This is a genomic window from Brevinematia bacterium, from assembly GCA_039630355.1.
GTDB lineage: Bacteria > Spirochaetota > Brevinematia > DTOW01 > DTOW01 > SKYB106.
Genome location: JBCNVF010000107.1, coordinates 1 through 25,546, shown reverse-complemented (window position 1 = coordinate 25,546; position 25,546 = coordinate 1). Strand labels below are relative to the sequence as shown.

Sequence of the window (25,546 nt, the reverse complement as noted above, 5' to 3'; positions counted from 1 at the left end):
AAACCCCCGGGGGTTTCCAGAAGTGATATTTTTCTAAAACCGAAATATTTTGGTATCGGAAGCCACGTAAAAACAAGCTTTGCGGGAGAATTAGACTTATCAAAGTCAGTTATACTTATCTAACTGGACGCAAAATTTTTTTAAGTGTTGAAAAAAGGTGGGGGGTTTCCAGAAAAACGTAAACCAGTGAGAGTTAACTCACTAAAGATTGTGTGCAAATTCAGAGTAGTAGGCTATAAGGATATACTTATCTTCCAATAAGGTCCATAAGAAAATCTACTGAAATTTATTACTCCAGCTCCCAGACCTAAATCTAAATTAACTAGCCAAATACTGTAGCTCATACCTAGCCCTAAACCAACATTTCTAATGCCGTCTATGTAACTACTACCATACCCTTTAACGAATATTCCCAACCTGCCTAAATTCCCATCCCAAAGATCCAAAAACATATATTTCATTCCTAAATCTAAAGAAATTTTGTTGTAGATCCTCTCACTTTCTTGCGGTATCATAATACTGTCTCCAATGCTCATATCTAGACTGAAATTCTTGTCTAACAAATACCTTACACCAAATACCCCTATACCTAAACTACCACTCCCAATCTCAAATATAAACTTCCTCCTGCTAACCAAACTTGCGCTTACTATCCTTATCTCTTCTTTGCCTTCTACTATTCTGTTCTCTATCACCACATTCTCTTTCTTATCCTTCCCGATCATAATGCTCCCACTGGCAAGTGGGTTTTTATCGTTACTATCCAAAATTTCTATCGTATACTCAATCCCACTTATCACTTGTAATGTAGAGCTAAAACCATCTTTCACCCTACTAAACACAATTTGTTTGTTAACCATTATATCTACCTCTCTGTTCCTAATCCCAACTACCTCAAACTCTACATTACCTATTCCTACATCCTTTCTTGTTATCGCATTAGCGCACATTATTGCTATGCTGTCTGCTATTTTGAACAGTTCATCTTCGCTTGTACCACCCTTGATCACACTACTCCAAATTATTATGCCTCTGTTGTCATGAACGTTGACCTTGTAAATTATGTTCTCACCTTCTAATCTATACTCCCCAGTTATGAAGTATTCCATTCCTTTATTGTTTTTAACCATACTGACATAGTCACCATAATTGAAGTTTACACGTAGGGGGTCTAATATTTCATATTCCTTGAGATATCTTAATAAAGAGTGTGAAGATTTGATAACCCCGTAGGAGTACAAGTTTCTGTCATATACATACTCCCCTTCTTTCTCACTAAAAAAGCCGAAAATTGCAACCTTTTTGACACTGCTACCACAACTGTAAAGTATTATGACAGTAAAAGCAAGTAGCACCGTCAATAGTGAATGCTTGATAGAAAGTTTGAAAAGCGTTTGGAAAGTAGAGATTTTATTGTAGAACCTGTTATTAATTCTTGACATATTGACCTCCTTTTAGTGGATATCAATAATAATAACCTCTTTTTGAAGATGTTTCAAGTTTTTTTGTGGAATTTATGCTTGATAGAGTTTTAAACTATATTAGACTGTGGTGGACTATGGAGAGAGTAATATTTTTGGTTCAACATGGTGAAGCGAAGTCTGAGAGTGAGGATCCTGAGAGACATTTAAATGAAGTTGGCAAAGAAGAGACTAGAAAGGTTGGTATTCTGCTTTCTAAGACACCTTTAAGACCAAGTTTAATAGTCCATAGTGGTAAAGCGAGAGCAAAGGAAACGGCGGAAATACTAGCAGAGCTATTAAAACCCGAGAGAGGCGTTGTTGAAGGAGAAAATCTATCTCCTCTTGATGATCCCTTAACTTGGGCTAAGAGACTTGAAAACGAAGATAAGATTATGATAGTAGGACACCTGCCATACTTATCAAAATTAACATCTCTACTTCTAGTGGGCGATCAGAATGTGGAAGTGGTTAAGTTTAGGTACTCCTCGTGTTTGGTTCTTGCTAAAGAAGATAAGTTTCGCATAAAACTGTTTGTAACACCTGAAGTTGAGAAATAAGATGGACAACGTAATAGTTATAAGAGGAGCAAGAGAAAACAACTTAAAGAACATTGATCTAACAGTACCTAAAAACAAGATTGTGGTTGTAACTGGACTTTCGGGGTCAGGTAAATCTTCACTAGCTTTCAACACAATATATGCAGAAGGTGAAAGAAGATATCTTGAGTCTGTATCAACTTACGCTAGACAGTTCCTCGGAAGAATGAGTAAACCCGATGTTGACAAGATTGAAGGACTATCTCCTGCTATATCTCTTGAGCAGAGTGCAGGAAAATTCAATCCTAGGTCAATTGTTGCAACTGTTACCGAGATTTACGATTACATGAGGTTGCTTTTTGCAAGGTGTGGAACTCCTACATGCTATGTCTGTGGAACAGAGTTGCAGAGATTTTCCATTGACGAGATTGTGGATAAGATTTTGGAAATGGATGGAACGAGAATAACAATACTTTCTCCTATTGTACAACAAAGGAAGGGAACTTTTAAGCATACCATCGAGGAACTTAGAAATAGAGGTTTCACTAGGTTTGTAATAGATGGGAAGTTTGTTGATACTGATGAAAGTGGTATTCCTGAGCTTGAGAAAAATGTTAAGCATAATATTGAGGTTCTTGTAGATAGGATAAAGGTTTTTAGAGAGAATAGGGAGAGGATCTTTGATAGTGTTGACATTGCTATCAACCTTTCGGATGGAAGTGTTGTTGCTGAAGTGTTTGACACCGGAGAGAGAATATACTTTTCTGATAGGTATACTTGCCCTGAGCATTTGGTTGCTTACGGAAAGATTGAGCCAAACCTTTTTTCTTTTAACTCTCCTGTTGGAGCTTGTGCTTCCTGTAGTGGGATTGGGGAGAAGTACGAGTTTGATGTGGATCTCATAATACCCGATAAAAACCTTTCTATAAAAGATGGAGCTATAAAGACTATAGGTAAGCATCAGTTTGTTTACTGGGATGAGCTTAACGCTTTAGCAAAAAAGTATGGGTTTTCTCTTGATACTCCTGTGAAAGATCTGCCCGAAGAGATAGTGAATATAATTCTATACGGTTCCAGTGAAGAATATAGGGTTATCCATTCCTCAAGAACCTCGTATTGGGAGTATACGAATAAGTGGGAAGGTGTGATACCTTCTTTGGAGAGAAGATATCTTAGTGCTGAGAATGATGATGCTAGGGAGTGGTTTTTACAGTTTATGCGTGGCAAAACGTGTAGCGAGTGTAACGGAGATAGACTGAATAAGATGGCTCTCAGTGTAAAATTTCTGGGAAAAAACATAATGGAGCTTACCAGAATGACAGCTTCTCAGCTTAAAGAGTTTCTAAAAGATGCTGAGAGTAACCTGTCTAGTAGGTATAAAATCATTGCGGAGCCGATAATAAAGGAAATCCTACAGAGAGTTGATTTTTTAATAGATACAGGTCTTGACTACATAACACTTGATAGAAAAGTTTCAACACTATCTGGTGGTGAGTTGCAACGGATCAGGCTTGCTACTCAGCTTGGGTCTGGGCTTTCTGGAATAATATATGTCGTAGATGAACCAACGATAGGTTTACATCAGAGAGATACCGAGAGGCTTATAAATACCCTCAAGGGGCTTAGAGATTTAGGTAACACTGTAATTGTGGTTGAGCATGACAGAGATGTAATAATGAGTAGTGATTTCCTTATAGATCTTGGGCCTGGGGCCGGAGTTAATGGTGGGAATGTAGTAACAAGCGGAGAACTTAGTGCTCTTATGAGAGAGGGTAATAGTAATTCTCTTACTCTTAGGTATTTAAGGAATGAGGAAAAGATACCATTGCCTAGCGAGAGGAGAAAACCTAAGGAGTTTCTTAGGATGTATGGTCTTAGAGAGCATAATCTAAAGAACATAGATGTTAAGATAGCTTTAGGGTGTTTGGTGTGTGTTACCGGGGTTTCTGGTTCGGGTAAAAGCACGTTAGTTGTTGATACTCTTTATCCAGCTTTGCATAACATGATATACAAAACTAAGTTGCCAGAGGGGAAGTATGAAAGGATTGAAGGGTATGAAAGTGTGAAGAGAGTTGTTATGGTAGACCAAACTCCTATAGGTAGGACTCCTAGGTCAAATCCTGCAACTTATGTTGGGGTTTTTGACGATATAAGACGACTTTTCGCTATGACCAGAGATGCAAGAGCAAAAGGTTTTACTCCCAGTAGGTTTAGTTTTAACGTGAAAGGTGGAAGATGTGAAGCTTGTCAAGGACAGGGGGTTATAAAGGTGGAAATGAATTTCTTACCGGATATATACCTTACCTGTGATGTATGCAATGGAACTAGATATAATTCTGAGACACTTGAGGTTAGGTTTAAGGGGAAGAATATACATGAAGTTTTGGAGATGACTATTGAGGAGGCTTGCAAGTTTTTTGAGAACGAAAGAAGTGTTGCAGACAAGCTACAGGTATTTATTGATGTTGGGCTTGGCTATCTTAAGCTGGGGCAACCTGCAACTACTTTGTCAGGAGGTGAAGCTCAGAGAGTTAAAATTGTCTCAGAGCTTTCTAAGAAGTTTACGGAACATACTCTCTATATACTGGATGAACCAACAATAGGGTTGCATTTTGATGATGTCAAGAAATTAGTTTTCTCTCTGCAGAGGTTGGTTGATAAGGGACATACCGTTGTAGTAATTGAGCATAACCTTGATCTTGTGAAATGTGCGGACTATATCATAGACTTAGGACCTGAAGGAGGTGATAGGGGGGGATATATAGTTGCTGAAGGAACTCCTGAAGAGATTACTAAAAATGAAAGATCTTACACTGGAAAGTATCTGTTGCAGTATATTACCTAGCATGGATTTAGAGATAGTTCTCTAGAAGTTCTTTGAACCTCAAGGCGTTTTTTACTGCTTGCCCGTTGTGACAGTTATTGAAAAAGACATATAGCTTGTCAAAGTTTTGGTTTTCTTTTATCTTATTGATCCATTCAGTAAGCTCGTCATCGGAGTAGTAGTAGTCATATCTTAGTTTTTCTCCTTCATACCATTTGCTAGCGTCTCTACTGTGTAGTCTTATGTAGCCGATTCTGTTTGTGATTACTAAATCCCTGGGTGGCAGTGATTTTATTTCTGGTTCGTCTACACTGATAAACGTGAAGTTTTCTCTCTTTAGGATATCGTAGACAACGTTGTTATACCAATCTCTGTTTCTAAACTCAACTGCAAAGTTGTATTCTCTAAATTCTCTTCCTAGTTTAGCAACGTATTCTAGGTTTTTGGGAGAAAAGCGAAAGCTTTGTGGAAATTGTGCGACAACTGTATCAAGTGAATTAGAATCCTTTAGGACCTCAATAGCGTTTAGGAATTCATCCTTATCTCTCTGTGGAACTTCACTGTAAGGGTTGTCAAAGTCTTTTTGATGTGTGAACGAAGAATAGAGCTTGATGGTAAATAGAAATTGTCTAGGAACATTTCTTAGGATTGAGATGAGGGTATATCTATTGGGTATCCTGTAGTATGAGAAGTTGATCTCTACGGTGTTGAAGTATTGTGAATAGTATAGGAGGAACTTGTTTTTTGGCAAGGATGGAGGGTAAAAAGTCCCAACCCAGTCTTCATAACTCCAGCCGGAAGTGCCTATAAAGATCTTTTCTAGCATTTCTTTTCCCATACTCCCCACCAAAAAGTTCTTCCTTCGGAAAGCCATTTTTCGTAGTAAAGCGTAGGAATGAAAGAGTTTTTGTATTCTTCGGAGAGATTTGCATTATATGCCCAGTTTCCTAATATTTCGGTCAGTATTTCATTGGTTGTGAGAAAAGCATTTTCAACGTCAGTTGCTAGATGGAAGTGCCCTTTGGGTTTTGTTATTCTATCAAGCATGCTTAAGAATCCTATCTCAAATAGTCTGTTTCTCCAATTTGAGCTTTTAGGCCATGGTTCTGGGAAGTTCATATATGTCTTTTCAACGGAGTTATCTCTGAAGAAAAGAGGTATTATTTCCATAGCATTTCCAGAGAGTATTAAGGTATTCTCTAGATTGTTTCTTTCTATTCTTCGTTTACATTTCTTTGCTCTTTTTATGTCAAGTTCAACTCCTATGACTGTCTTGTCTCTGAAGGTCTTTCCTAGGTGTTCTAGGAAGGCACCATTTCCGCTACCAATCTCAAGGATTATGTTAGTAGTTTTTAGGATTTCATAGATCTTAGGTTTTTCTTCTAGACTGAATATTTTCTCTTCGTATAGTTTCACAGTAATATTTTGCAGGATTTTTGTTGCAAGATTCAAAGGATTTTGCAGAAAGTCGGGCTTTCTTGGTTGTTTTCGTTTTGTGAGAGGTAGCAGAGATTGATAGTTAAGTGTAAGTTAGGTATAATTATTATGATGAAGTTAGGTTGTGGGATGTTTGATTATAGTGTTTTCTTGCTGAATGTGGAAAAACCGTCGGAGGAGTTTGTAGATCATATAAGTGGTTGTGAAGAGTGTAAGAGTGATTTTGTTGAGATAAGGGTTGCTAGTAAGAAGATGGAATTGTGTGAATTTGAGCCGACGATCTGTGGGTTGAAGTATGGAAAGATTCTTTTAAAGCTTAAGGAGGGGATGCTGGAGATAATAGATGCTATTAGTGGTACTCGTTATGGAGCTAAACTTGCCTTTAGGGGGGATGCGGTGTATCAAACTAGAAAGGAGATTATATACGAATCTGGGGGGATGAAGATATTTGTTGATTCATATGAGGCGAATGAGTTGATTCTAAGCGTGAGGGTAAACGACTACGGAGAGATTACAATTTCAGATGAGAACAACAATATTTTGAGGGCAACGAGTGGCAAAGGGGGCACTGATCTGAGGATAAAGCCGGGTAAGTATACTGTAAGGCATGGAGATGAGGAGATATTGATACAAGTTGAGAGGGAGGATTAGTATGAGCTTGCCGACTGCGAGAAGGTGGAGGCCACAAAACTATGACGAAGTTGTTGGACAAGATGAAGTTGTAAAGGCTTTGAAGAGTGCAATGTCTTTGGGAAGGATAGGACAGGCTTACCTCTTCTCTGGACCTAGAGGAGTGGGTAAAACTACGATATCAAGAATATTAGCTAAATCGCTAAATTGTGTTCATGGACCTACACCTACTCCTTGTAACAGTTGTGAAAACTGTGTTGAGATAAGAAATGGTACCTCAGCTGATGTAATAGAGATTGACGGTGCTTCAAACAGAAAGATTGAAGATGTAAGGAGTATAAGAGAGGCTGTAAAGTTTACTCCGATAAAGTCAAGATACAAGATCTACATTATTGATGAAGTGCATATGCTAACAGATGAGGCTTTCAACGCTTTATTGAAAACTTTGGAAGAGCCTCCACCGCATGTTGTTTTCATATTTGCTACTACTGAGCCTTACAAAGTTAAGCAGACAATAAGATCTCGTTGTCAACATTTTGTTTTAAAACCTCTGTCGGTAGATAATATTTTCAAGCAACTTAAGAAGATATCTGAGGCGGAAGGTTATAAATTGACAGATGGTGCATTGATGAAGATTGCAAAAGCTGGGAATGGTTCAATGCGTGATGCTGAGAGTATGTTTGATATGGTGATTTCATACTTTGGAAATGACGTGTATGATGAGAAGAAAATGAAGCAAATAGCAGAGGAAGAATTATCAAAGATTCTTGGAGTTATTGATATACATTACATGGAGTCAACTCTTACAGCATTGTCCGAGAGAAACATCACAGAGCTTGTGAGGATAGTAAATTCCGTTTATTCTAAAGGATTTGATCTTAGGAAATTTGTTGAAGAGCTTATAGCTTGTTTCAGAAACCTCCTTATAATGAAGGAGTTTGGGACGGATAGGAGTTTAATCAGGGCGCTTGATGATGAGATAAAGGTTCTTGAGAAAGTGAAAGATAGCTTTTCAAAAGATGAGATAATCTTTATAGAAAATGCTTTGATAAGGGCGTATTTAGATATGAGGAGCTCAATAAATGAGCTTTTTCATTTGGAGAATGCTTTGTTTAGAATAGTGAATCCTGACAATGTGATAACTTTATCAAAGTTGCTTAACGAGGTAAGGGAATTGAAGATGAGTATGGATGCGAGTAAGCAGATTTCGGTTACGGCAACGGGTGAGGGTCAAAGTGCTTTGCAAGCTAAGACGCAAGAGGATGCGAAGCTAAAGGTAAAGTTAGATCCTGCAGATGATCTGATTGATGAGCTTGACAGAATGACTTTACCGCCTGAAGAGCTTGTGAAGCAGATCGTAGCGGAGAATTCTCTTCCTGGGGTTGAAAAGAAAATAAAGGTGGTGTTTTCTGGTGAAAGAAGTCTTGTAGAGCTTACGATGGATAAGTCTGTTAGGGAAATTTTAGAAAAGGATGTTGATAAAATTGTAAGTAAAATAAAGTCATCTTTGAATGTTCGGGATGTGAGGATATTGACAACGGAACAAGTTTCTAGGCCTTCAAGTTTATCTACTCGGCGCTCTAAGGAGAGTAGAGCGGAAGGTTTGGGGACAGTGGAGGAGAAACTTTCTTTACTTTTTGATGCGAAAGAGGTAAAGGACTTTAATAAGTAAGGTGCTTTAAATGTGTGTTCTAGTTTCCGAAGATGAGAGTTCCTAGGTTATATGTGATTGTACTTAGACACCAAGCGATGAGAAAGGTGTAGAAGAAACTGAATACTGCCCACTTCTTTCCAACCTCATTAGCAGTAACTATGACGGTGGGGATACATAGGGTTGCTATCTGCATGAATATAAGAAATGATAGGGCTGATAAAGGTGTAAATACGGTGGGTAGGACCTCTGTAATACCTTTTTCTGAGACACTATAGAGTGTTCCGAGTGTTCCTATTACAGCCTCTCTGGCGGAGAATGCAGAGAAGATTGAGACAACAACCTGCCAATGTTGTCCAAATCCTGTAGGTATAAAAATGGGTTGCAATGTTTTCCCAATGGTTCCGAGTAAGCTTTTCTCTGAGCTGTATTCCACTCCAAAAGGTAAACTTCCGAGCAACCAAACAATTATGACAACAAGCAGTATTACTGTTCCAGCTTTTTTAACAAATAGCAGGCTTCTGTACCAGGCTTCCGATAAGACAACTCTTAGAGAAGGTAGTCTAAATTCAGGTAATTCCATAGCAAACAGAGAATACTCATCTTTAGCGATGTATTTTCTAAAGATCATTCCGAAGATTCCTGCTAGAGCCATGTTCATAAGATACATTGAGAACAGAATGATAGCTTGATGCTCCTTAAACAATGATGCACATACAACAACAAGCACGGTGAACCTAGCAGGACAGGGGATTAGGGGTAAAACAAGTGTGGTGATGAGTCTATCCTTAAAGTTGGAGAGGACTCTAGTTGCCATTATTCCTGGCACATTACAGCCAAGGCCTATGAGTATTGGTAGGAAAGATTTGCCGTGAAGTCCGAAGAATGTCATTACTCTGTCCATTACTATGGTGCTTCTTGCTAGAAAACCACTGTTCTCAAGAATACTTATGAAAAGAAATAGAAGAGATATATATGGTAAAAGAGTCAGAACACTTCCGACTCCAGATATTAAGCCATTGGTGAGAAATGATATTAAGGTATCGTTGCATTTTATGTTGCGACCTTCGGAATAGATCCAGTTTGATAATGCAGAAAACCCTTCCTCAATAATTGAAGCTAAGGGATCTCCTACAAGGAAGACTAACTGGAAAATACTAAACATTACCACCAGAAATACTATAGCTCCTCCAATCTTGTTAGTCAGGATTTGATCTATTTTTTTTCTAATGATTTCATTCTTTGTTGCTGGCCTTTCAACACACTCTTTTAGGACTTTGTCTATAAAGTGATACTTTGCTTTGATTATTGCTGTATCTATATCATCACCTAGCGATTCTCTAAGCTCTTTCGTGATCTCTCTAGCTATCTCTCTGAGTTTGTCTAGGGTATCGGTTGATGTTACTGAAGGGATGATGTCTCCACTTCCTTCAAGGAGTTTTATTGCAATTCCTCTGGTAGTGTAAGTTGGACTGATTTTTTTCTTACTAAGGTGATCCATAATTCTAGCTATACCTTTCTCAATGGGTTGTGGGTAGTGGATGTATAGGTTACTTTTGGTTTTTTCTTTTTCGCTTCTTTCTATCTCATGGATTATTTCTTTTCTCAGTTCTTCAACTCCAGCAGGGTTATTGCCTACCGTGGGGATAACCTTTACTCCGAAAATCTCGCTAAGTTTAGGGAGATCTATTTTGATTCTATTTTTCTTTGCTATGTCATACATATTGAGGGCAATTATGATGCGAAACCCTAGCTCTAGGAGTTCGGTAGCTAGAAATAGACTGTTGTAGAGGTTTACGGAGTTGACAACAACTATCAGAAGGTCTGGGTGTTCATTCAGTATAAAATCTTTAGCAACTTTTTCGTCAGTGGATGTTGCAGAAAGTGAGTATATTCCTGGAACATCAATAAGGGTTATCTCTTTTCCAGGGATTTTTATTTTCTTTTCTATTCTCTCAATGGTGGTGCCTGCCCAATTCCCGACTTTCTCTTTCGCTTTAGAAAGACTATTGAATATGGATGTTTTGCCAACATTCGGTGCTCCTACGATCCCTACCTTGTATCTTCTCATAAAGTATGAGTAATTTTATGTGAATTTTCATCTTGTTTTTCAATAAACTAACGAAGCTTGCTGTGAATTCCAATTTTCATCAGATAGGTGGGCAAAGTTCTAAACTTTTTACTTACTTATGCCTTTTATCTCTAGGTAGTGTCTATTAGTCATAAGACTTTGCTTTACGTCAAGTTTCTTGGTTATCAGCTCAGTAGAGTTGTTTAGAGTTAGGTTGCTAGTCAGGTTTGGTAAGCTTTTGGGAAAACAAAGTTTGGTTTGTAGTGCGATTTAACTTGAAATTAGGTGCGATGTTGAGTATTATATTCGTAGGAGGTTTTTATGAAAAATAGGGTGATATTTTTGTTTCTAGTATTAGTTTTGGTAGTTCCTGTATTTGCCCAGGAAGCAGAGCAATCTCAACAGCAACCTCAGCAAGGTAGTGCTGAGAGTGGTCCAGGTTTTGGGTTTGGATTTTCGTTTGGAACTGTTGTAATAAATGGCGTTACATATTTTCAGATAAAGGGTCAGCCAGAGTTTTCTTTTGGCAAGTTTGGTGCAGGTTTGGACATAAGCTTGGAGTTTGATGGCAACTGGAATTTGAGAATGAGTGAGTGGAATTCTTGGCAAGCGATTTTGTCTAAGATCAAATACATTAGGTGGAGTAGCAAGGGTGACAAGCCTGTATATTTCAAGATAGGGCAGATAGAGGATGCAGTTATAGGGAATGGGTTTGTGATGTATGGGTATAATAATAATCTCAACTACCCGAATGTGAAAAAGTTTGGTATTTCTTTTGATTTGGATCTTGATTATGTGGGTATTGAAACTTTTGTAGATAATATTTTTGATTTTGACATAATAGGTCTTAGGTTGTTTTCAAGGCCGTTGTATAATAGTGGTATACCTGTCTTAGATAATTTTGAGATAGGAGTTTCAGGAGTTATGGATTTAGATCCTTTTAATCCGCCACCTCCTCAAGAGGCTCCGTATCAGTTTTCTGATAGTGAAGCTAGCACGAACAAAGTTTTCATTTTGGGGGTAGACTCGGAGTTACCCCTGATAGCTCTGGATCCTGTTTTTAATATGAAGTGGTATGCAGACTTTGCTTACATTTATAACAAGGGAACTGGTGAGTCTACTGGTGTTAAAGGAAGCATTATGTCGTTTATACCTTATAGGTTGGAGGTGAGGTATCTACAGCCGAAGTTTTTACCTTCTTTCTTTGATTCTTTATATGAAGGTGAGAGATATATTCGTGTAGGAGACAGTTTTGTTTCAAAGTATGATTTACTTGATGTCATTTCTAACCAGTATTTCGGTTGGTTTTTTATCTCAGGTGTTGAGTTTAAGGATATTGCTAGTTTGTCTGTGAATATTGAGGACTCTTTTGATGCGACTACTTATCCTACGATGAGGTTAAAACTGCATGTAGATAGGAACTTGACTAAGGTTGTGGGGATTGATTTTGTATACGAGAGGAAGAATATAGTGGAGTTTAGAGATATTTATACTACTGAATCTACAGATGCCATAATTCTTGGTAGGATTTCTTACAAGATTTCGGATAAGGTTAATCTGGTTGTTAACTACCGAAGGACCTTTGATTGGTTTGATGAGGGTGGGCAGAAGGTTTTGAAGCCTCTTGAGAGTACTTCTATATCAACTGAGATTTCTTTTTAGGAGGGCTATATGAAGAAGTTTATTAGTTTAGGGGTACTTTTTGTTGGAAGTTTTTTTGCGTATGCTCAGGTTGATAAGTATCCTTATGTGGAAGTTGTGATAGGTGATGTTCAGTATTCGGTTTCAAGAAGTGATGTGCAACAGGGAGTTGTATATAAAGATCTTGAGTCTGGTATAACTATTCCTCTTTATTCAATAGTGAGGACAGGTCCAGATGGATATGCTGAGATAAAGCTTGCTCAGAATAAGACTATAAAGGTATACAGTTCAACAACGATATCTCTTGCAAAGTTTCAAGCAGAAGGTTCTGTTGAACTTGGTGTTGGCAAGGTTAGGGCTCCGTTTAGAAGGATATTGTCGGGAGATGAGTTTAAAATAAGGACAGATACAGGTATTGCTGCAGTTAGAGGAACGGATTTTGGAGTTATCTATAGCAGAGGTCAAGGGAACATATCGCTGATGGAAGTTTTTGTGAGGGAAGGTGTTGTTAATTTATCTACCATTGATGGTAGATCTGTTGACATACCTAGTGGCTATTCTAGCTCTGTAAGCAGGTATCTTGGGAGGGTTGATATTGAGGATCCGAAGCCTATTTCTATGGAAGATTTTAATAGGTATTTCCCTGAACAATCTCCCACGGCTCAAGAGTTACAGCAACCTTCGCAGAAACAGTTGCCACAGCCATCACAACAGCCTTCACAGGTACCGTCTCAGGGGACTCAGCCTCCAACGCCATCTCCACAATCTCAGCCAAAACCTGATCAATCCGGGCAGACTGGTAGTTCGGAACCTAAGTTTGATCTTGGTTGGGAGGTAAGTTCACAGAACATTAATGGTGTTGTTTGGAATAAGATCTTACTTTCTCCTATATTCAGAGTAGGTAAGTTCGGAATAGGGCTTTATATTGTGAGCTACTGGGATGGCAAGAATAATATCTATGATACTACTAAGTGGTATAACTCTCAAGAGTATGATTTCGGGTTCATTGCTGATACTTTTGTATTTACTGATTTTCTAGATGATTTGTCCAAGAAGATACTTTTTATAAGCTATGGAGCTAAGAGAGAGAAGGTGTTTATAAGGTTGGGGAGCATATCTGACATGACTCTGGGACATGGTTTCTTAATGGATAGGTATTCAAATATGCTTGGCTTTCCGGCTATAAGGAAGATAGGAGCGCAGTTTGATATAGACTTTGGGTACTTTGGTTTTGAGACAGCGATAGCGGATGTTTCTAGGAGTAGGTTATTTGGAGGGAGGATATTCTTAAGGCCTCTGTACGGGATGGAACTTTTGGGTAACATAGCTTTGGGTATTTCCGGAGTTGCTGACTTGGAGCCTTTTGTTGTAGATGGTCAAGCGTTTGAAGGGAATCCGGCGGTATTCTCTGCAGGAGTTGATATTGATTTTCCAGTGTTTGATATTGGTATACTTTCGCTTATGATATTTGTTGATCTAGCTAAGATGGGTATTTACATAAATGATCTTGGTCAAAATCCCTATCTTGGGAATTTCATATCACATCAAGGTTACACGCAAGGGTTTAATTTCTTGAGAGGGGAAGGTTTCTCTGCTGGAATCAGTGGAAGTATAATTGGCTTGATACCTTATAGAGTGGAGTATAGAAGAACTACCGGTAAGTTTATTCCTTCGTATTTTGATGCGCTGTATGATGTCCAGAAGGTAGAAAAGCTTATTACTTTGATGATAAGTGAGCTTCCGCCTTTTAATGGAGTTTTGGGATACTCGGGTATTTATGTAAGTAATGTGGGTGAGGCTACTGTACAATATGAACAACTTTGGCCTGAGGGAGAATTTTCAGGAATTTCTGTAAACAGACTCATATCTAGGATTAAGGTGAGTAAGGATCTAGTGAAGATGGTTTTGGGAATACCATCGTATGCTAACGTTACCTACCAAAGAAACAACATACCGTCTGCTCAGGTATTTTTTGAGGATGTTTTAAGAGACTCTACCGTTGCAGTTGAATTAGGTTATAGCGTAGATCCAACTATGGATGTCTCTATACTTTACAAGAGGTTCTACATTTCTTCTACTGAATATCAAGATAGCGTTTCAATACAACTTAGATCTTCAATATTCGGGGAGATAGAGTTGTAAGAGAGGAGGTGAATATACTAATAAGATTTAAGGTAGAGAGGAGGAGCCTTTTCCTGGCTCCTCAGCTAGTTAAGTTATTTCTTCAAACTTGCTTTTATAAGCCCAAGTAACTCTGTTTGTCTCTTTTTCCAGATACTTCTTATTTTTGAGTCAAGTTGAGGATCATCTGCATCAAGTCCCAAAGACTCAACTAATGCACTAGTAGCTGGAGACCAAGTTAGGGCCATTTCTGGAACATTAGGCATAGGTATTGCTTCCTTTGCAGCTTCTATGAATATCTGGGATATTGGATCATTCTTAACCTCAGAATACTGATATGCTCCTACGTTTGCAGGTGTTTGTTTTCCGATCTTAGCTAAGATTCTACCTGCTTGTGGGCTTACTATGAACTCCATAACCTTGAATGCAGCTTGCTTGTTCTTAACATTTGAGGACATGAAGATTCCCTCTACTGTTAGGAAAGGAATTGCTCTTCTACCTGATCCTTTTATTCCAGGAATATCGTCAATTATGGGGAAGGGAGCTACGCCGTAGTTTATCTTTGGGGATATTTCTGCTCTAAACCACTGTCCATTGACCACAAATAAAGCGTTACCAGAGTTAAATAACTCTGTCACAGTGGCACCGTCTGCGCCAACTTCACCCTTCGGGTCACCTGTTGGGTTTATAAGCTTTCTAAGTCTTAGGACATACTTTATTGATGTATACACAGGTTCTGAATCTAGAAGTGGGAAGTATTCCGTTCCTTTCCTTCTTTCAAATATCCTTCCTCCGAATCCTTGTATCCACATCGTATGGTAGTAGAAATTACCCATATCGTATACAAATCCTCTTCTTCCGTAAGGTCCAGCTTTTGGGTCAGTGAATTTTTTCGCAAGGTCTATAACTTCACTCCAGGTGTTTGGAACTTTTGAGATGTAATTTTTGTTGTAAAATAAGATTAGATTCTTGAATGACATCGGTAGTGCCCATAGATTGTCATTATCGCCGTAGACATACGCCATCAGAAGATACTTAGGAAATTGTGCAACTAATTCTTTTGAGACCATTGCATCTATCGGAACTATTATGTTATTATTTGCCCATTCGCCTGTGAAGTCCTGTGCAAATATAAAAAGATCTGGACCTTTACCCAAAGGAATCATTGTTCTGAGTTTATCATTCATTGCATCAAAGGGCACCGGTAGTAGGGTGATCTGGACATCGAAGTATGTTATGTTGAAAGTATTAGCAACCTGCTCAATAGCTTTTTTTTCATCTCCTCTATATGCGTGCCAAAGGTTGACCTTAATCTGAGCGAAACTTAGGCTAACTGAGGCTAAAATGAATAGTAATGAAAGAAATAGTCTTACTTCTTTCATATGACCTCCTTATTTCTTTAAAGGAATTTTATAAAAACATTTTTTTAATATCAACAAAAGCTGAGAATTAGCAATAAATTCTAATTTCTATTATAAGTGAAAAGATTCTAAACTTTTTTGCTTACTCTCTGGGTTTCATTTTAAAAGCTTATTCTAGCAGAGACTACGAGAAGAACGAAAACCATACCTGGTGTTAATTGAGATTTTTGCTTGGAAACTAGATATTCTGTTAAGGGTATTTTTAAAATTCCTTTCTATACGGGGAGGAGATATGGGGAGAAGAGTTATTTTAGTTTTTCCAGGACAGGGAGCGCAGTACGTAGGTATGGGGAAGGAGATCTACGAGGAGTTTTGGTATGTGAGAGAGTTTTACGAGAAGGCTAGCACTGTAATAAATGTAGATCTGAAAAAACTCATCTTTGAAGGGAACGAGGAAGAGCTGAAGAAAACTGCGAATGCTCAACCTAGCATTTTCTTAACATCTGCGGTAATGTTAGAGGTTTTTAGGAGGGAAGTTGGTGATAAGGTTGAAGTCTTAGCTTGTGCAGGTCATAGCTTAGGGGAATACTCTGCTCTCTACTGTGCCGGTGTCTTTTCGTTTGAGGATGCAGTAAAAGTTGTTAGGAGGAGAGGAGAGATAATGTCAAATGCTGATCCGGAGGGTAAAGGTGGTATGTCCGCAGTTATTGGGCTTGAACCACAGAAGGTAAAAGAGATTTGTGACGAGCTTATGAGGGAGGGGAAATATGTTGAACCAGTTAATTACAATTCTCCTGAGCAAGTTGTGATATCTGGATACAAGGAGCATGTAAAGGAGGCTGGTGAGAGACTAAAGTCTGCTGGTGCAAAGAGAGTTGTGGAATTAGCCGTTTCAGGTGCCTTTCACTCAAAACTTATGCAAGGCCCGGCTAAGGTATTCAGAGAATTCTTAGAAACTATCAACATAAATCCCCCTGCTGTCACAGTGTTTGCAAATTACAATGCAAAACCTTTTCCCTCTTCTAGGAACGAAATTATTGAGATTATGGAGAAGCAAATGTATTCGCCTGTTTTATGGACAGATATAACACGAGAACTTTCGCTTCTTAAACCTGATCTGATAATAGAGGTAGGCCCAGGACAAGTGCTTAGAGGGTTGGTGAAAAAGACTCTACCTGATCTGGAGATTGAAAGTTTTTCACTAAGTCTTTTGGAAAGGTTGCTAAAAGATGTTCATCAGCTATGATGCAGAATAGGATGGAGAGAGTTAATTGGGAACTGTTTCATGACAAATTGTTGCACGGAGAGTGTGGTGTTGGATTTATTGCTAATATAAAGGGTAAAAGGAGTAATAGAGTAGTAGTGAATGGTATAAGGGCTCTTTCAAACTTATCTCACAGAGGAGCAATTAGTGCTGATGCTGAGACTGGTGATGGTTGTGGTATTCTTACTAGGATTCCTTATAAATTTTTCAGAAAGGTCTTTGATCCTCGTCTAGAAGAAGGAAGGTTTGGAGTTGCTATGGTTTTCTTCCCCAACGATGACGCTATGTTTAAGGAGTCGTTGGAAATTATAAATTCGGTTTTGAAGGAAAGAGAGGTAGATATAATTGGATGGAGAGATGTTCCTATAAAAGAAGAGTCTATCAGTAAGTTTGCATTGGAAAGTTTACCGAGAATCAAACAACTGTTTGTTAATGTTAAAGATACTTCTAAGGAAACGGAGCGTAGGTTATATATCGCAAGAAAGCATATTGAACATCTGTTTTACAAAAACAACCTTGAGGATAAATGTTATATTTGTTCCTTTTCTTCTAGGACCATAGTTTACAAGGGGCTTCTTACTGCATCACAGCTTGCAAACTTTTTTGTTGATCTTGGTGATGAAGACTTTGAGTCTGATTTTGTTATATTTCATCAAAGATATAGCACGAATACTTTGCCGAATTGGTTTATTGCTCAGCCTTTCAGGTTGTTAGCGCACAATGGCGAGATAAATACTATTCAAGGAAACTACTATTGGATGAAAGCAAAGGAGCATAACTTTTCTGAGAATGTGTGGGGTGAGGATACAAAGTATCTTAGGCCTGTTATATGGCCCTATGGTAGCGATTCCTCTCAGCTTGATAATGTGCTTGAACTTTTGTATATGTCTGGTAGGGATGTTTTGCATTCTATGATGATGTTAGTTCCTGAAGCATATAAGGCTAATCCTTTTTTGAGTAAGGATGTTAGATCGTTTTTTGAGTATAACTTGACGATTTCGGAGCCGTGGGATGGGCCTTCTGCTATTGTCTTTACTGATGGAAATGTAGTAGGTGTTTCTCTAGATAGAAATGGTCTTAGACCGGTAAGGTATGTTGTTACTGATGAAAACGAGATTGTTGTTGCATCCGAAGTTGGGGTAGTGGGTGTTGATGAAAGTAGAGTTGTAGAGAAGGGGAAATTAGGATCAGGTGAGATACTTGCCGTTGATATTAGGTTTGGTAAAATTCTTAAAGACTTGGAAATAAAGGAGAGATACTCTAGGATTTATCCTTATAGAGAGTGGTCTAGAAGTATAACTACAGTTAAGATCTCTGATGTTCCGGGCATTACATATCATAGATTTTATGTTGGTGAGGAACTTGTGAGACAACAGAAAGCGTTTGGGTATGATGCTGGTGAGAAGGAGAGACAGCTTGCAGAAATGATAAGAAGTGGCAAGGAGCCAATTGGTTCAATGGGAGATGATACTCCGCTTGCGTTGTTGTCTTCTAAACCTAGGCTTCTGTTTGACTATTTTAAACAAAGATTTGCCCAAGTGACGAATCCTCCTATTGATCCTTACAGAGAAAGAATTGTTATGTCTCTTGATACTTATGTTGGAGCTTTGGGTGATATACTTAGAGATTCTGAAGATAACGCCCGGGTGCTTAAATTTTCTTCACCGGTGATTACAAATGCTGAACTTCAGTATATAAAGGATCTAGGTGACGAAAACTTTAGATCCATTGTGATAAAGACTCTTTATAAACCTTCGGAGTTAACTCTTGGTGAAGCTCTTGAGAGAGTTATAGCTCGGGGAATTGATGCTGTGAGAGAAGGTTATAACATAATAATTCTAAGTGATAGGGGGGTTAGTAGAGAGTATGCGCACATTCCTATTCTTCTTGCCAGTGCTGGACTTCATCACAGGCTTATACTTGAGGGACTTAGGGCAAGGTGTTCAATTGTTGTTGAGACTGGTGAAGTTAGAATTGATCATCATTTTGCAGTTCTGATAGGGTATGGTGTATCTTTGATAAATCCCTATCTTGCCTATGATAGCGTTGTTGACATTGCTCAGACTGAAGCTATTGAAAAGCAGGTTGACATGCCGTCGGATTATCATCTGATTCTTATGAACTACAAAAAAGCGGTAGAAACTGGGCTTTGCAAAATAATGTCTAAGATGGGGATATCGGACATAAGTAGCTATAGATCTGCTCAAGCTTTTGAGATAATAGGTATTTCTAAGGAGGTTGTTGAGAAGTATTTTACTGGAAGCCTATCAAAAATAGGTGGTATTGGGTTGGAAGAGATAGCTAGGGATTACCTTGAGTTTCATAAGAATGGATATGGTGATAATTTCGTGCTAACGTTGGAAGATTGGGGTTTTTATCGCTATAGAAAGGATGGAGAGTTTCACGAGTATAATCCTGAGATGCTTAGAGCGATACAAAGGGCGGTTAGGCAGGGTGATGAAGAGGCGTATAGGGAGTTTTCTAGAATAGTTAATAAGCAGGTATGTTGCTTAAAGGACTTGCTTGAGATAAGGAGTGATAAGGAGCCAATTCCGATAGATGAGGTGGAATCAGAGAGAGAGATTGTTAAAAGATTTACTACTCAGGCTATGTCTTTTGGTGCTCTTAGTAAGGAAGCTCATGAGACGATTGCTATTGCAATGAATAGACTTGGTGCTAAGAGTAATAGTGGGGAGGGGGGTGAACTTGAAGAGAGGCTTTATAGTGAATCTAATAGCAAGATAAAGCAGGTTGCTTCCGGTAGATTTGGAGTTACGCCAAATTATCTTATTTCTGCTGAAGAGATAGAGATAAAAATAGCTCAAGGTGCTAAGCCTGGTGAAGGGGGACAATTGCCAGGTAAGAAGGTTAGTGGTGATATAGCTAGAGCTAGGCACACTAGGCCTGGAGTTACTCTTATCTCTCCTCCCCCTCACCATGATATCTATAGTATTGAAGATCTTGCTCAGCTTATATACGATCTTAAGCATATTAATACCGATGGTAAGGTCTGTGTTAAGTTAGTTGCTGAAACTGGAGTTGGCATAGTTTCTGCTGGAGTTGCCAAGGGGTATGCTGACGTTGTTCAGATTAGTGGACACAATGGCGGAACCGGGGCATCACCCTGGGGGTCAATAAAACACGCTGGAACTCCATGGGAGCTTGGACTTGCTGAGGTTCAAAAAGTTCTTGTTGAAAACAAGCTTAGGAATAGAGTTAGGATAAGGGTTGACGGTGGAATTAAGACAGGTAGGGATGTGGTTATTTCTGCTTTACTTGGTGCAGATGAGTATGGTTTCGGAACTATGGCAATGATTGCCATAGGATGCATAATGGCTAGGGTGTGTCATACAAATAAATGTCCAGTAGGAGTTGCTACTCAAGATCCTGAACTTAGAAAGAGGTTTATTGGTAAACCTGAGTGGTTGATGAATTATATGCTATTTGTTGCTAGGGAGGTAAGGGAAATCCTTGCAAGTATGGGATATAGGAGATTAGAAGATGTTATTGGTAGAAGTGACTTACTGAAACCTAGGGAGAATATTGCTCTGCCAAAGACTAAAAACATTGATCTATCCTACATCCTTCAAGATTTTTCAAATTATGACGTTTCCTTACTGAAATATTCCGGTTTAGGTAACAGTATTCCCGAGAAAGAGCATTTGGATGATAGGGTTATAACTGACGAAAGATTTAAGAAGGTGGTTTTAGAGGATAGCGGTGAAGTTGACTTTCAGTTAAATATAAGGAATGTTGATAGAGCTGTTGGAGCTAAAATAGCTAACTATATCGTGAGAACCTATAAAAACGACAGTGGGCTTAGAAATGGTAAGGTGAATATAACATACAGAGGTAGTGCTGGGCAGAGTTTTGGGGCTTTTATAGTGGATGGTATCAATCTTACATTGATAGGTGATGCGAATGATTATCTTGGTAAAGGGATGAGGGGTGGTAGGATTGTTGTAAAACCTTGTGAGAGAATTAAGTTTGATCCTTACACCAATGTTATTGCTGGTAATGTTTTGCTTTATGGGGCTACTGGAGGGGAAGTATACATAAGAGGTAGAGTAGGTGAGAGATTTGCGGTGAGAAATAGTGGTTGTAAGGCGGTTGTTGAGGGGGTAGGGGATCACTGCTGTGAGTATATGACCGATGGAATTGTTGTGGTATTGGGAAAGGTTGGTAAAAACTTTGGTGCAGGAATGAGTGGTGGGCTTGCCTTCGTTCTAGACAGAGATGAAATTTTTGCAAAGCTTTATAATCCGCAGATGGTGATAATAGAGAGACTCAAAATCTCTGACCCAGAAGTGAAGATTTTGGAAGAATTGTTAAAAAAACATCATTATTATACCTTAAGTTATGAAGCAGAGATAATTCTCCAAAACTTTGAGGAATACATTCCTTTCTTCTGGAAGGTTTTCCCAAAGGCTATAGATGATTTTTCTATTGCTGGTCCATCCTTAGGTTCAAAGTTCTGAAGGTTAACTACTTGCGCCTTTCTTGAGAAACTTTGCAGTTTTTGTTTTCATCCTGAGTCATCGGGACTAAGTCAACAGGGTTAGCTTATCCTGAATAGATTGTTTTGTGTTGAGTGGAAAGTTTTCACCTTTAACATTAAAATTAACTCAATATGGATATATATATCACCGAGATACGCCCTGAGGACTATGAAAAAGTTGTTGAGATTTCTAAGGATATTTTTCAGTATTCATCTTTTAGAGTGGATAGCAGAGTTGTTGATATTCTCGGTTCAGAGAATGTGCATAAGGTGTCTCTGGGGATTTTGGAGAATTCAACTAACACTTTCATTGCTGTGAGTATGGGTAGAATTCTTGGGTTTCTTTCCTGGACATTTGATAGAAACTTAACGAGACTGACTGCTAGGAAGTATTATCGTATCAGGCTTTTGGGAGTTGATAAAAGTTTTCAGCGCAGGGGGATAGGCTCTGAGTTGCTTAAGTATTTTATTGGGTTTGTTGCTAAGCAGAAGGGGGATATAATAGAGGTTAGCACAGATGTTGATAATCTACCTGCAATTGGAATATATCTAAAGCACAGGTTTTTTTATACATCTTCGTTTTCAACTTTTAGGTTTTTCCCTAGGGATGTTGAAGAGAAAGAGGATTTTCTGGTAGTAAAGCTTACTAGTAGAGAGTTGGAGGATTTTGAAAGGCTAAGGAGTAGGAACATTGATTTTAGAAATTACCCTCTTCAATGCTTGTTTGACTTGAGAATTGAAGACAGGTTGAAGTTAGGTATTTTACATAATTATCATAAAACGATAGAGTTGAACCTGAATTCCTTTGGAGTTTATCTTGCATACCATGGCAATTTGGCTATTGGGTATGGGATATTGAGAGAAGACTTTGTTTTGTCATCCTTGCTTTCAAGGATTTCTGGTAAGCATATATGCGTTTACAGAGTATTTGATCTTTTTGTTTTGGAGGAGTTTAGGGCTAATGGAGTGGGGAGTTGTATACTTAGAAAAATGATAAAAGATATTCCGAAGCCTTATGATTTCATTGAAGCTGTTATTCCATCTCACAACTATAGAATGGCTAATACTTTGACTAGTGTAGGGTTTAGATTGTCTCATACTATGGTAAATTTGGCTTACTAAAAAGTGGGGTAGTATAGAGTTTTTCGGAAGTGTTATTTTAATTAGAATGGTTGTTCATTAATAATAGATGAACCAAACTGGGAGGTAGATATGGTAGGGCGGGACAAGTATAAGAGCAGAAGGTTTGATGTATTAGGTCCTGATAGTATAGATAAGGAAGTTCTTGAGACCTTTGAGTATGAGTATGCAGGTAAACCTGTTGAGATTGTTATAACTACGGATGAATTCACATCGGTTTGTCCTTGGAGTGGGCTTCCGGATTTTGCAACGCTTGTTATAAAGTATGTTCCTGACAGGAAGTGTATAGAGCTTAAGTCTTTGAAGTATTACTTGCATTCCTATAGGAATGTGGGGATATTCTACGAGCATGTTGTAAATAGGATTCTTAATGATTTGGTTGAGGTATGTCAGCCTGTTAGGATGGAGGTGGAAGCGAGGTTTAATTTAAGAGGGGGGTTACAAACCACTGTTAGAGCTGAATATTGTAGATAGGGGTGGAGAAATGAGTAAGGTTAGTGTTGGTGTTGTAGGTGTTGGATATATGGGACGTTATCATGTCAATGCTCTTGCTTCTATGGATGAAGTGAGTTTGGTAGGGGTGTGTGATATTGATGAGAAAGTTGGATATGAAATAGCAGAAAGGTATAGAGTGAGGTATTTCAAGGATATGAGAGATATGTTTGGGAGAGTGGATGCAGTAGTTGTTGCGGTGCCGACTTTTTTGCATTATTACGTTTCCTCAGAGTTTATAAAGAGGGGAGTTCATGTGCTTGTGGAAAAACCAATTACAAGGAGCGTAAAATATGCTAAAAAGTTAATAGATCTGGCCTACAAACACAATGTAATTCTTCAGATAGGGCACATTGAGAGGTTTAATGGTGCGGTGCAAGAGTTGAAAAACATAATAAACAAGCCTTATTTGATTGAGGCTAGAAGAATGGGACCAAGAAATAATAGAATCCGAGATGTCGGAGTAGTTCTGGATCTTATGGTGCATGACCTTGATGTTATACTCAACCTTCTTGATAAACGAAATGTGGAGATAGTTTACATAGGTGCTTCAGGAATCAAGGTTTACTCGGAATACGAGGATATAGCAAGCACTACAATTGTTTTTGCTGACCAGAGTATAGCAAATATTACTGCGAGTAGAGCAACTGAGAATAAGAAGAGAATTTTGCAAATATCTCAGGAAGGTGCTTTTGTGGAACTAGATTATTCTACGCAGGATATAACTATCTATAGACAGGCTTCATCGGAGTATATTTTGGGAAAAGATGAGTTAAAGTATGTTCAAGAGGCTTTTATTGAGAAAGTTTTTGTGAAGAAAGAGGATGCTCTTCGCAGAGAGCTGAGACACTTTATAAATTGTATAACTGGTAGAGAAAAACCTATGTTTGATAACGAGTTGGATCTAAAGACCCATACCGTTGCTAAGAGAATTATGGATATAATTTACTCCCAGTGGGAGAATAGTTTTTCAACTCTTCCGCATCAGCATATCAAGGATTAGTATGGCTAAGGTTAGGATACTATCAGATTCAGAGGAAAAGACTAAGAAGATAGCAAGAGAGTTTGCTAAAAGTGTAAAACCTGGTGATATTGTTTTGCTTATTGGAGATCTGGGAAGTGGTAAGACAACTTTTTCAAAAGGGTTTTGCTCGTATTTTTCGGTGCCAGAGGATAATGTAACTAGTCCTTCCTTTACCATAGTCAGCGTTTATTATGGTTCTTTAAAGATATATCATATGGATTTTTACAGAATTGATCAACTTGATGTAGTGGACAGTAGTAATTTCCTTGAGTATCTTGAAGAGGAGGAGGCAGTGAAACTGATAGAGTGGAATAAGTTGGAAATAGAAGTTCCCTTTAGGGTTTTCAAGGTCAGGATAAACCATATAGATGAAAAAACTAGAGAGATAATAATCGAGGACTGAAGTGCAGTCCTCTTTATTTCGTTTTTAAAGTGTTATTGGCTTTAGGCTTTATTCCTTGAATTTTGAGAGATCTAATACACTGTTGTAACCGTCAAATCCATCTGGTTGCTTATTCTCGTTGAATGGATCTTCAACCCATGTCATGTCTTTTTGGTTGTTGAAATCTTTGTCAAGAGGATTTTTGTGAAAGACTACAAACTTATAAATAAAGTCACCTAGTCTTATGTCTTCTAATCTAAGTTTCCATGTATCCGCATCTACTTTTTTCATCATTGTTTCTGCAGGATTCCAGCTATTCATGGTTCCGCCGATTGCTAAAGAATATATTGGCTTGGAGGCTAAGTTTTGTTGTTTCTCAAGGTATAGGTTTACTCTGCTTTCAGCTTGCTTCTTTTTCATTCCCTTTAGAGAGGGATCTTGAGCTTCTTTTTTTACTTTTTCAACCATCATGTCAACATACTTTTTCAGGTCACTGACCTTTATAACGAATTCTAGCGTTCCTTTTCTGCCTTTAACTTCAATTAGTTTCACGCTTTTACTTCCGGTATCAAACTCCTTGGCAAAGCTGAAAGAAATAGCTACAGCTATAGCAAGAAAGGCTAAAACTAGTCTTTTCGTCATAGTTCCCTCCTATTTCATTAGTAATTTTAAAGGTAACTTACTTATCTTTCAATAAACCAGAAAATGAAGTTTAGTTAAGAGTTTGGTATTTTTTTGTGAAAAAGTATTCTGAATACCTCGTGTTTATAACTCATCCTAGCAATTCTCAAATCTTCCGTCACTAACCCCAACACACTCGCCCTACCCAGAAGAGTTTGATTGCGAGAACAACTTCTGATATTTTCTTCCTGAGCTTGGATGGAAGGTCAAGTAGAAAGTTTTTGATAAAGTGATTTATGGTTTTTCTGCAATTCATATATACCTCCTTTTGTCTTTATCCCTCCTTTTGCCTTTATTTTACGAGGCAAGAGGAGGTTTTTTCACTTTAAT

Annotated in this window: 19 protein-coding genes; 12 read left to right on the top strand and 7 right to left on the bottom strand. The window is 38.3% G+C overall.

Annotation, left to right across the window (positions count from 1 at the left end; genetic code table 11):
- Positions 1–233: 233 nt before the first annotated feature.
- The gene (locus tag ABDH28_07190; GenBank protein ID MEN2998800.1) at positions 234–1,442 is read right to left on the bottom strand and encodes a hypothetical protein; all 1,209 of its coding nucleotides are present in this window, start codon (positions 1,440–1,442) and stop codon (positions 234–236) included.
- A 116-nt stretch (positions 1,443–1,558) separates the two neighbouring features.
- Between ABDH28_07190 and sixA the strand changes: the two genes are divergently transcribed.
- Positions 1,559–2,020, top strand: a complete 462-nt coding sequence (sixA, locus tag ABDH28_07185; protein MEN2998799.1) for a phosphohistidine phosphatase SixA — start codon at positions 1,559–1,561, stop codon at positions 2,018–2,020.
- Position 2,021: 1 nt separating this feature from the next.
- Positions 2,022–4,844 carry an excinuclease ABC subunit UvrA gene (gene uvrA / locus ABDH28_07180; GenBank protein ID MEN2998798.1) on the top strand — a complete coding sequence of 941 codons (2,823 nt, stop codon included), beginning with the start codon at positions 2,022–2,024 and terminating at the stop codon, positions 4,842–4,844.
- A gap of 7 nt (positions 4,845–4,851) precedes the next feature.
- Here uvrA and ABDH28_07175 read toward each other — a convergent pair whose 3' ends face one another.
- Together ABDH28_07175 and ABDH28_07170 are read right to left on the bottom strand one after the other, a co-directional pair.
- Entirely contained in the window at positions 4,852–5,661 is an 810-nt protein-coding gene (locus ABDH28_07175; protein MEN2998797.1) for a DUF72 domain-containing protein, read from the bottom strand.
- Positions 5,643–6,239: a methyltransferase domain-containing protein gene (locus tag ABDH28_07170; protein MEN2998796.1), complete on the bottom strand. Its 597-nt coding sequence runs from the start codon at positions 6,237–6,239 to the stop codon at positions 5,643–5,645. The genes ABDH28_07175 and ABDH28_07170 overlap by 19 nt, the downstream gene beginning before the upstream one ends.
- Before the next feature lie 129 nt (positions 6,240–6,368).
- Here ABDH28_07170 and ABDH28_07165 point away from each other — a divergent pair, with 129 nt between their 5' ends.
- Positions 6,369–6,911: a hypothetical protein gene (locus ABDH28_07165; GenBank protein MEN2998795.1), complete on the top strand. Its 543-nt coding sequence runs from the start codon at positions 6,369–6,371 to the stop codon at positions 6,909–6,911.
- Position 6,912: 1 nt separating this feature from the next.
- On the top strand, positions 6,913–8,562 hold the full coding sequence (gene dnaX, locus ABDH28_07160) for a DNA polymerase III subunit gamma/tau (GenBank protein MEN2998794.1): 1,650 nt from the start codon (positions 6,913–6,915) through the stop codon (positions 8,560–8,562).
- A 19-nt stretch (positions 8,563–8,581) separates the two neighbouring features.
- Here the strand turns inward: dnaX and feoB are convergent, their stop codons facing one another.
- A complete protein-coding gene (gene feoB / locus ABDH28_07155; GenBank protein ID MEN2998793.1) occupies positions 8,582–10,612 on the bottom strand; it encodes a ferrous iron transport protein B in 2,031 nt (676 codons plus the stop codon).
- 321 nt (positions 10,613–10,933) lie between these two features.
- Between feoB and ABDH28_07150 the strand changes: the two genes are divergently transcribed.
- On the top strand, positions 10,934–12,274 hold the full coding sequence (locus ABDH28_07150) for a hypothetical protein (protein MEN2998792.1): 1,341 nt from the start codon (positions 10,934–10,936) through the stop codon (positions 12,272–12,274).
- 9 nt (positions 12,275–12,283) lie between these two features.
- Positions 12,284–14,395, top strand: coding sequence for a FecR family protein (locus tag ABDH28_07145; GenBank protein MEN2998791.1), 2,112 nt, complete (start codon positions 12,284–12,286; stop codon positions 14,393–14,395).
- A gap of 74 nt (positions 14,396–14,469) precedes the next feature.
- Here ABDH28_07145 and ABDH28_07140 read toward each other — a convergent pair whose 3' ends face one another.
- A complete protein-coding gene (locus ABDH28_07140) occupies positions 14,470–15,756 on the bottom strand; it encodes an extracellular solute-binding protein (GenBank protein MEN2998790.1) in 1,287 nt (428 codons plus the stop codon).
- 271 nt (positions 15,757–16,027) lie between these two features.
- Between ABDH28_07140 and fabD the strand changes: the two genes are divergently transcribed.
- From fabD to tsaE, 6 genes are all read left to right on the top strand, one after another.
- Positions 16,028–16,981 carry an ACP S-malonyltransferase gene (fabD, locus tag ABDH28_07135; GenBank protein MEN2998789.1) on the top strand — a complete coding sequence of 318 codons (954 nt, stop codon included), beginning with the start codon at positions 16,028–16,030 and terminating at the stop codon, positions 16,979–16,981.
- Positions 16,978–21,477 carry a glutamate synthase large subunit gene (gene gltB, locus ABDH28_07130; protein MEN2998788.1) on the top strand — a complete coding sequence of 1,500 codons (4,500 nt, stop codon included), beginning with the start codon at positions 16,978–16,980 and terminating at the stop codon, positions 21,475–21,477. The genes fabD and gltB overlap by 4 nt, the downstream gene beginning before the upstream one ends.
- A gap of 152 nt (positions 21,478–21,629) precedes the next feature.
- Complete coding sequence (locus ABDH28_07125; protein ID MEN2998787.1) at positions 21,630–22,619, top strand: GNAT family N-acetyltransferase; 990 nt, start codon at positions 21,630–21,632, stop codon at positions 22,617–22,619.
- Positions 22,620–22,709: 90 nt separating this feature from the next.
- Entirely contained in the window at positions 22,710–23,111 is a 402-nt protein-coding gene (queF, locus tag ABDH28_07120) for a preQ(1) synthase (GenBank protein ID MEN2998786.1), read from the top strand.
- A gap of 10 nt (positions 23,112–23,121) precedes the next feature.
- Complete coding sequence (locus ABDH28_07115) at positions 23,122–24,132, top strand: Gfo/Idh/MocA family oxidoreductase (protein ID MEN2998785.1); 1,011 nt, start codon at positions 23,122–23,124, stop codon at positions 24,130–24,132.
- A gap of 1 nt (position 24,133) precedes the next feature.
- Positions 24,134–24,556 carry a tRNA (adenosine(37)-N6)-threonylcarbamoyltransferase complex ATPase subunit type 1 TsaE gene (tsaE, locus tag ABDH28_07110; GenBank protein MEN2998784.1) on the top strand — a complete coding sequence of 141 codons (423 nt, stop codon included), beginning with the start codon at positions 24,134–24,136 and terminating at the stop codon, positions 24,554–24,556.
- Positions 24,557–24,604: 48 nt separating this feature from the next.
- Here the strand turns inward: tsaE and ABDH28_07105 are convergent, their stop codons facing one another.
- Entirely contained in the window at positions 24,605–25,177 is a 573-nt protein-coding gene (locus tag ABDH28_07105; protein MEN2998783.1) for a hypothetical protein, read from the bottom strand.
- Positions 25,178–25,337: 160 nt separating this feature from the next.
- On the bottom strand, positions 25,338–25,472 hold the full coding sequence (locus ABDH28_07100) for a hypothetical protein (GenBank protein MEN2998782.1): 135 nt from the start codon (positions 25,470–25,472) through the stop codon (positions 25,338–25,340).
- Positions 25,473–25,546: the final 74 nt, after the last annotated feature.

Excerpts from the sequence above, each read along its gene's own strand:
- ABDH28_07190 (MEN2998800.1), bottom strand. The coding sequence starts at position 1,442 with ATGTCAAGAATTAATAACAGGTTCTACAATAAAATCTCTACTTTCCAA.
- sixA (MEN2998799.1), top strand. The coding sequence starts at position 1,559 with ATGGAGAGAGTAATATTTTTGGTTCAACATGGTGAAGCGAAGTCTGAG.
- uvrA (MEN2998798.1), top strand. The coding sequence starts at position 2,022 with ATGGACAACGTAATAGTTATAAGAGGAGCAAGAGAAAACAACTTAAAG.
- ABDH28_07175 (MEN2998797.1), bottom strand. The coding sequence starts at position 5,661 with ATGGGAAAAGAAATGCTAGAAAAGATCTTTATAGGCACTTCCGGCTGG.
- ABDH28_07165 (MEN2998795.1), top strand. The coding sequence starts at position 6,369 with ATGATGAAGTTAGGTTGTGGGATGTTTGATTATAGTGTTTTCTTGCTG.
- dnaX (MEN2998794.1), top strand. The coding sequence starts at position 6,913 with ATGAGCTTGCCGACTGCGAGAAGGTGGAGGCCACAAAACTATGACGAA.
- feoB (MEN2998793.1), bottom strand. The coding sequence starts at position 10,612 with ATGAGAAGATACAAGGTAGGGATCGTAGGAGCACCGAATGTTGGCAAA.
- ABDH28_07150 (MEN2998792.1), top strand. The coding sequence starts at position 10,934 with ATGAAAAATAGGGTGATATTTTTGTTTCTAGTATTAGTTTTGGTAGTT.
- ABDH28_07145 (MEN2998791.1), top strand. The coding sequence starts at position 12,284 with ATGAAGAAGTTTATTAGTTTAGGGGTACTTTTTGTTGGAAGTTTTTTT.
- ABDH28_07140 (MEN2998790.1), bottom strand. The coding sequence starts at position 15,756 with ATGAAAGAAGTAAGACTATTTCTTTCATTACTATTCATTTTAGCCTCA.
- fabD (MEN2998789.1), top strand. The coding sequence starts at position 16,028 with ATGGGGAGAAGAGTTATTTTAGTTTTTCCAGGACAGGGAGCGCAGTAC.
- gltB (MEN2998788.1), top strand. The coding sequence starts at position 16,978 with ATGATGCAGAATAGGATGGAGAGAGTTAATTGGGAACTGTTTCATGAC.
- ABDH28_07125 (MEN2998787.1), top strand. The coding sequence starts at position 21,630 with ATGGATATATATATCACCGAGATACGCCCTGAGGACTATGAAAAAGTT.
- queF (MEN2998786.1), top strand. The coding sequence starts at position 22,710 with ATGGTAGGGCGGGACAAGTATAAGAGCAGAAGGTTTGATGTATTAGGT.
- ABDH28_07115 (MEN2998785.1), top strand. The coding sequence starts at position 23,122 with ATGAGTAAGGTTAGTGTTGGTGTTGTAGGTGTTGGATATATGGGACGT.
- tsaE (MEN2998784.1), top strand. The coding sequence starts at position 24,134 with ATGGCTAAGGTTAGGATACTATCAGATTCAGAGGAAAAGACTAAGAAG.
- ABDH28_07105 (MEN2998783.1), bottom strand. The coding sequence starts at position 25,177 with ATGACGAAAAGACTAGTTTTAGCCTTTCTTGCTATAGCTGTAGCTATT.
- ABDH28_07100 (MEN2998782.1), bottom strand. The coding sequence starts at position 25,472 with ATGAATTGCAGAAAAACCATAAATCACTTTATCAAAAACTTTCTACTT.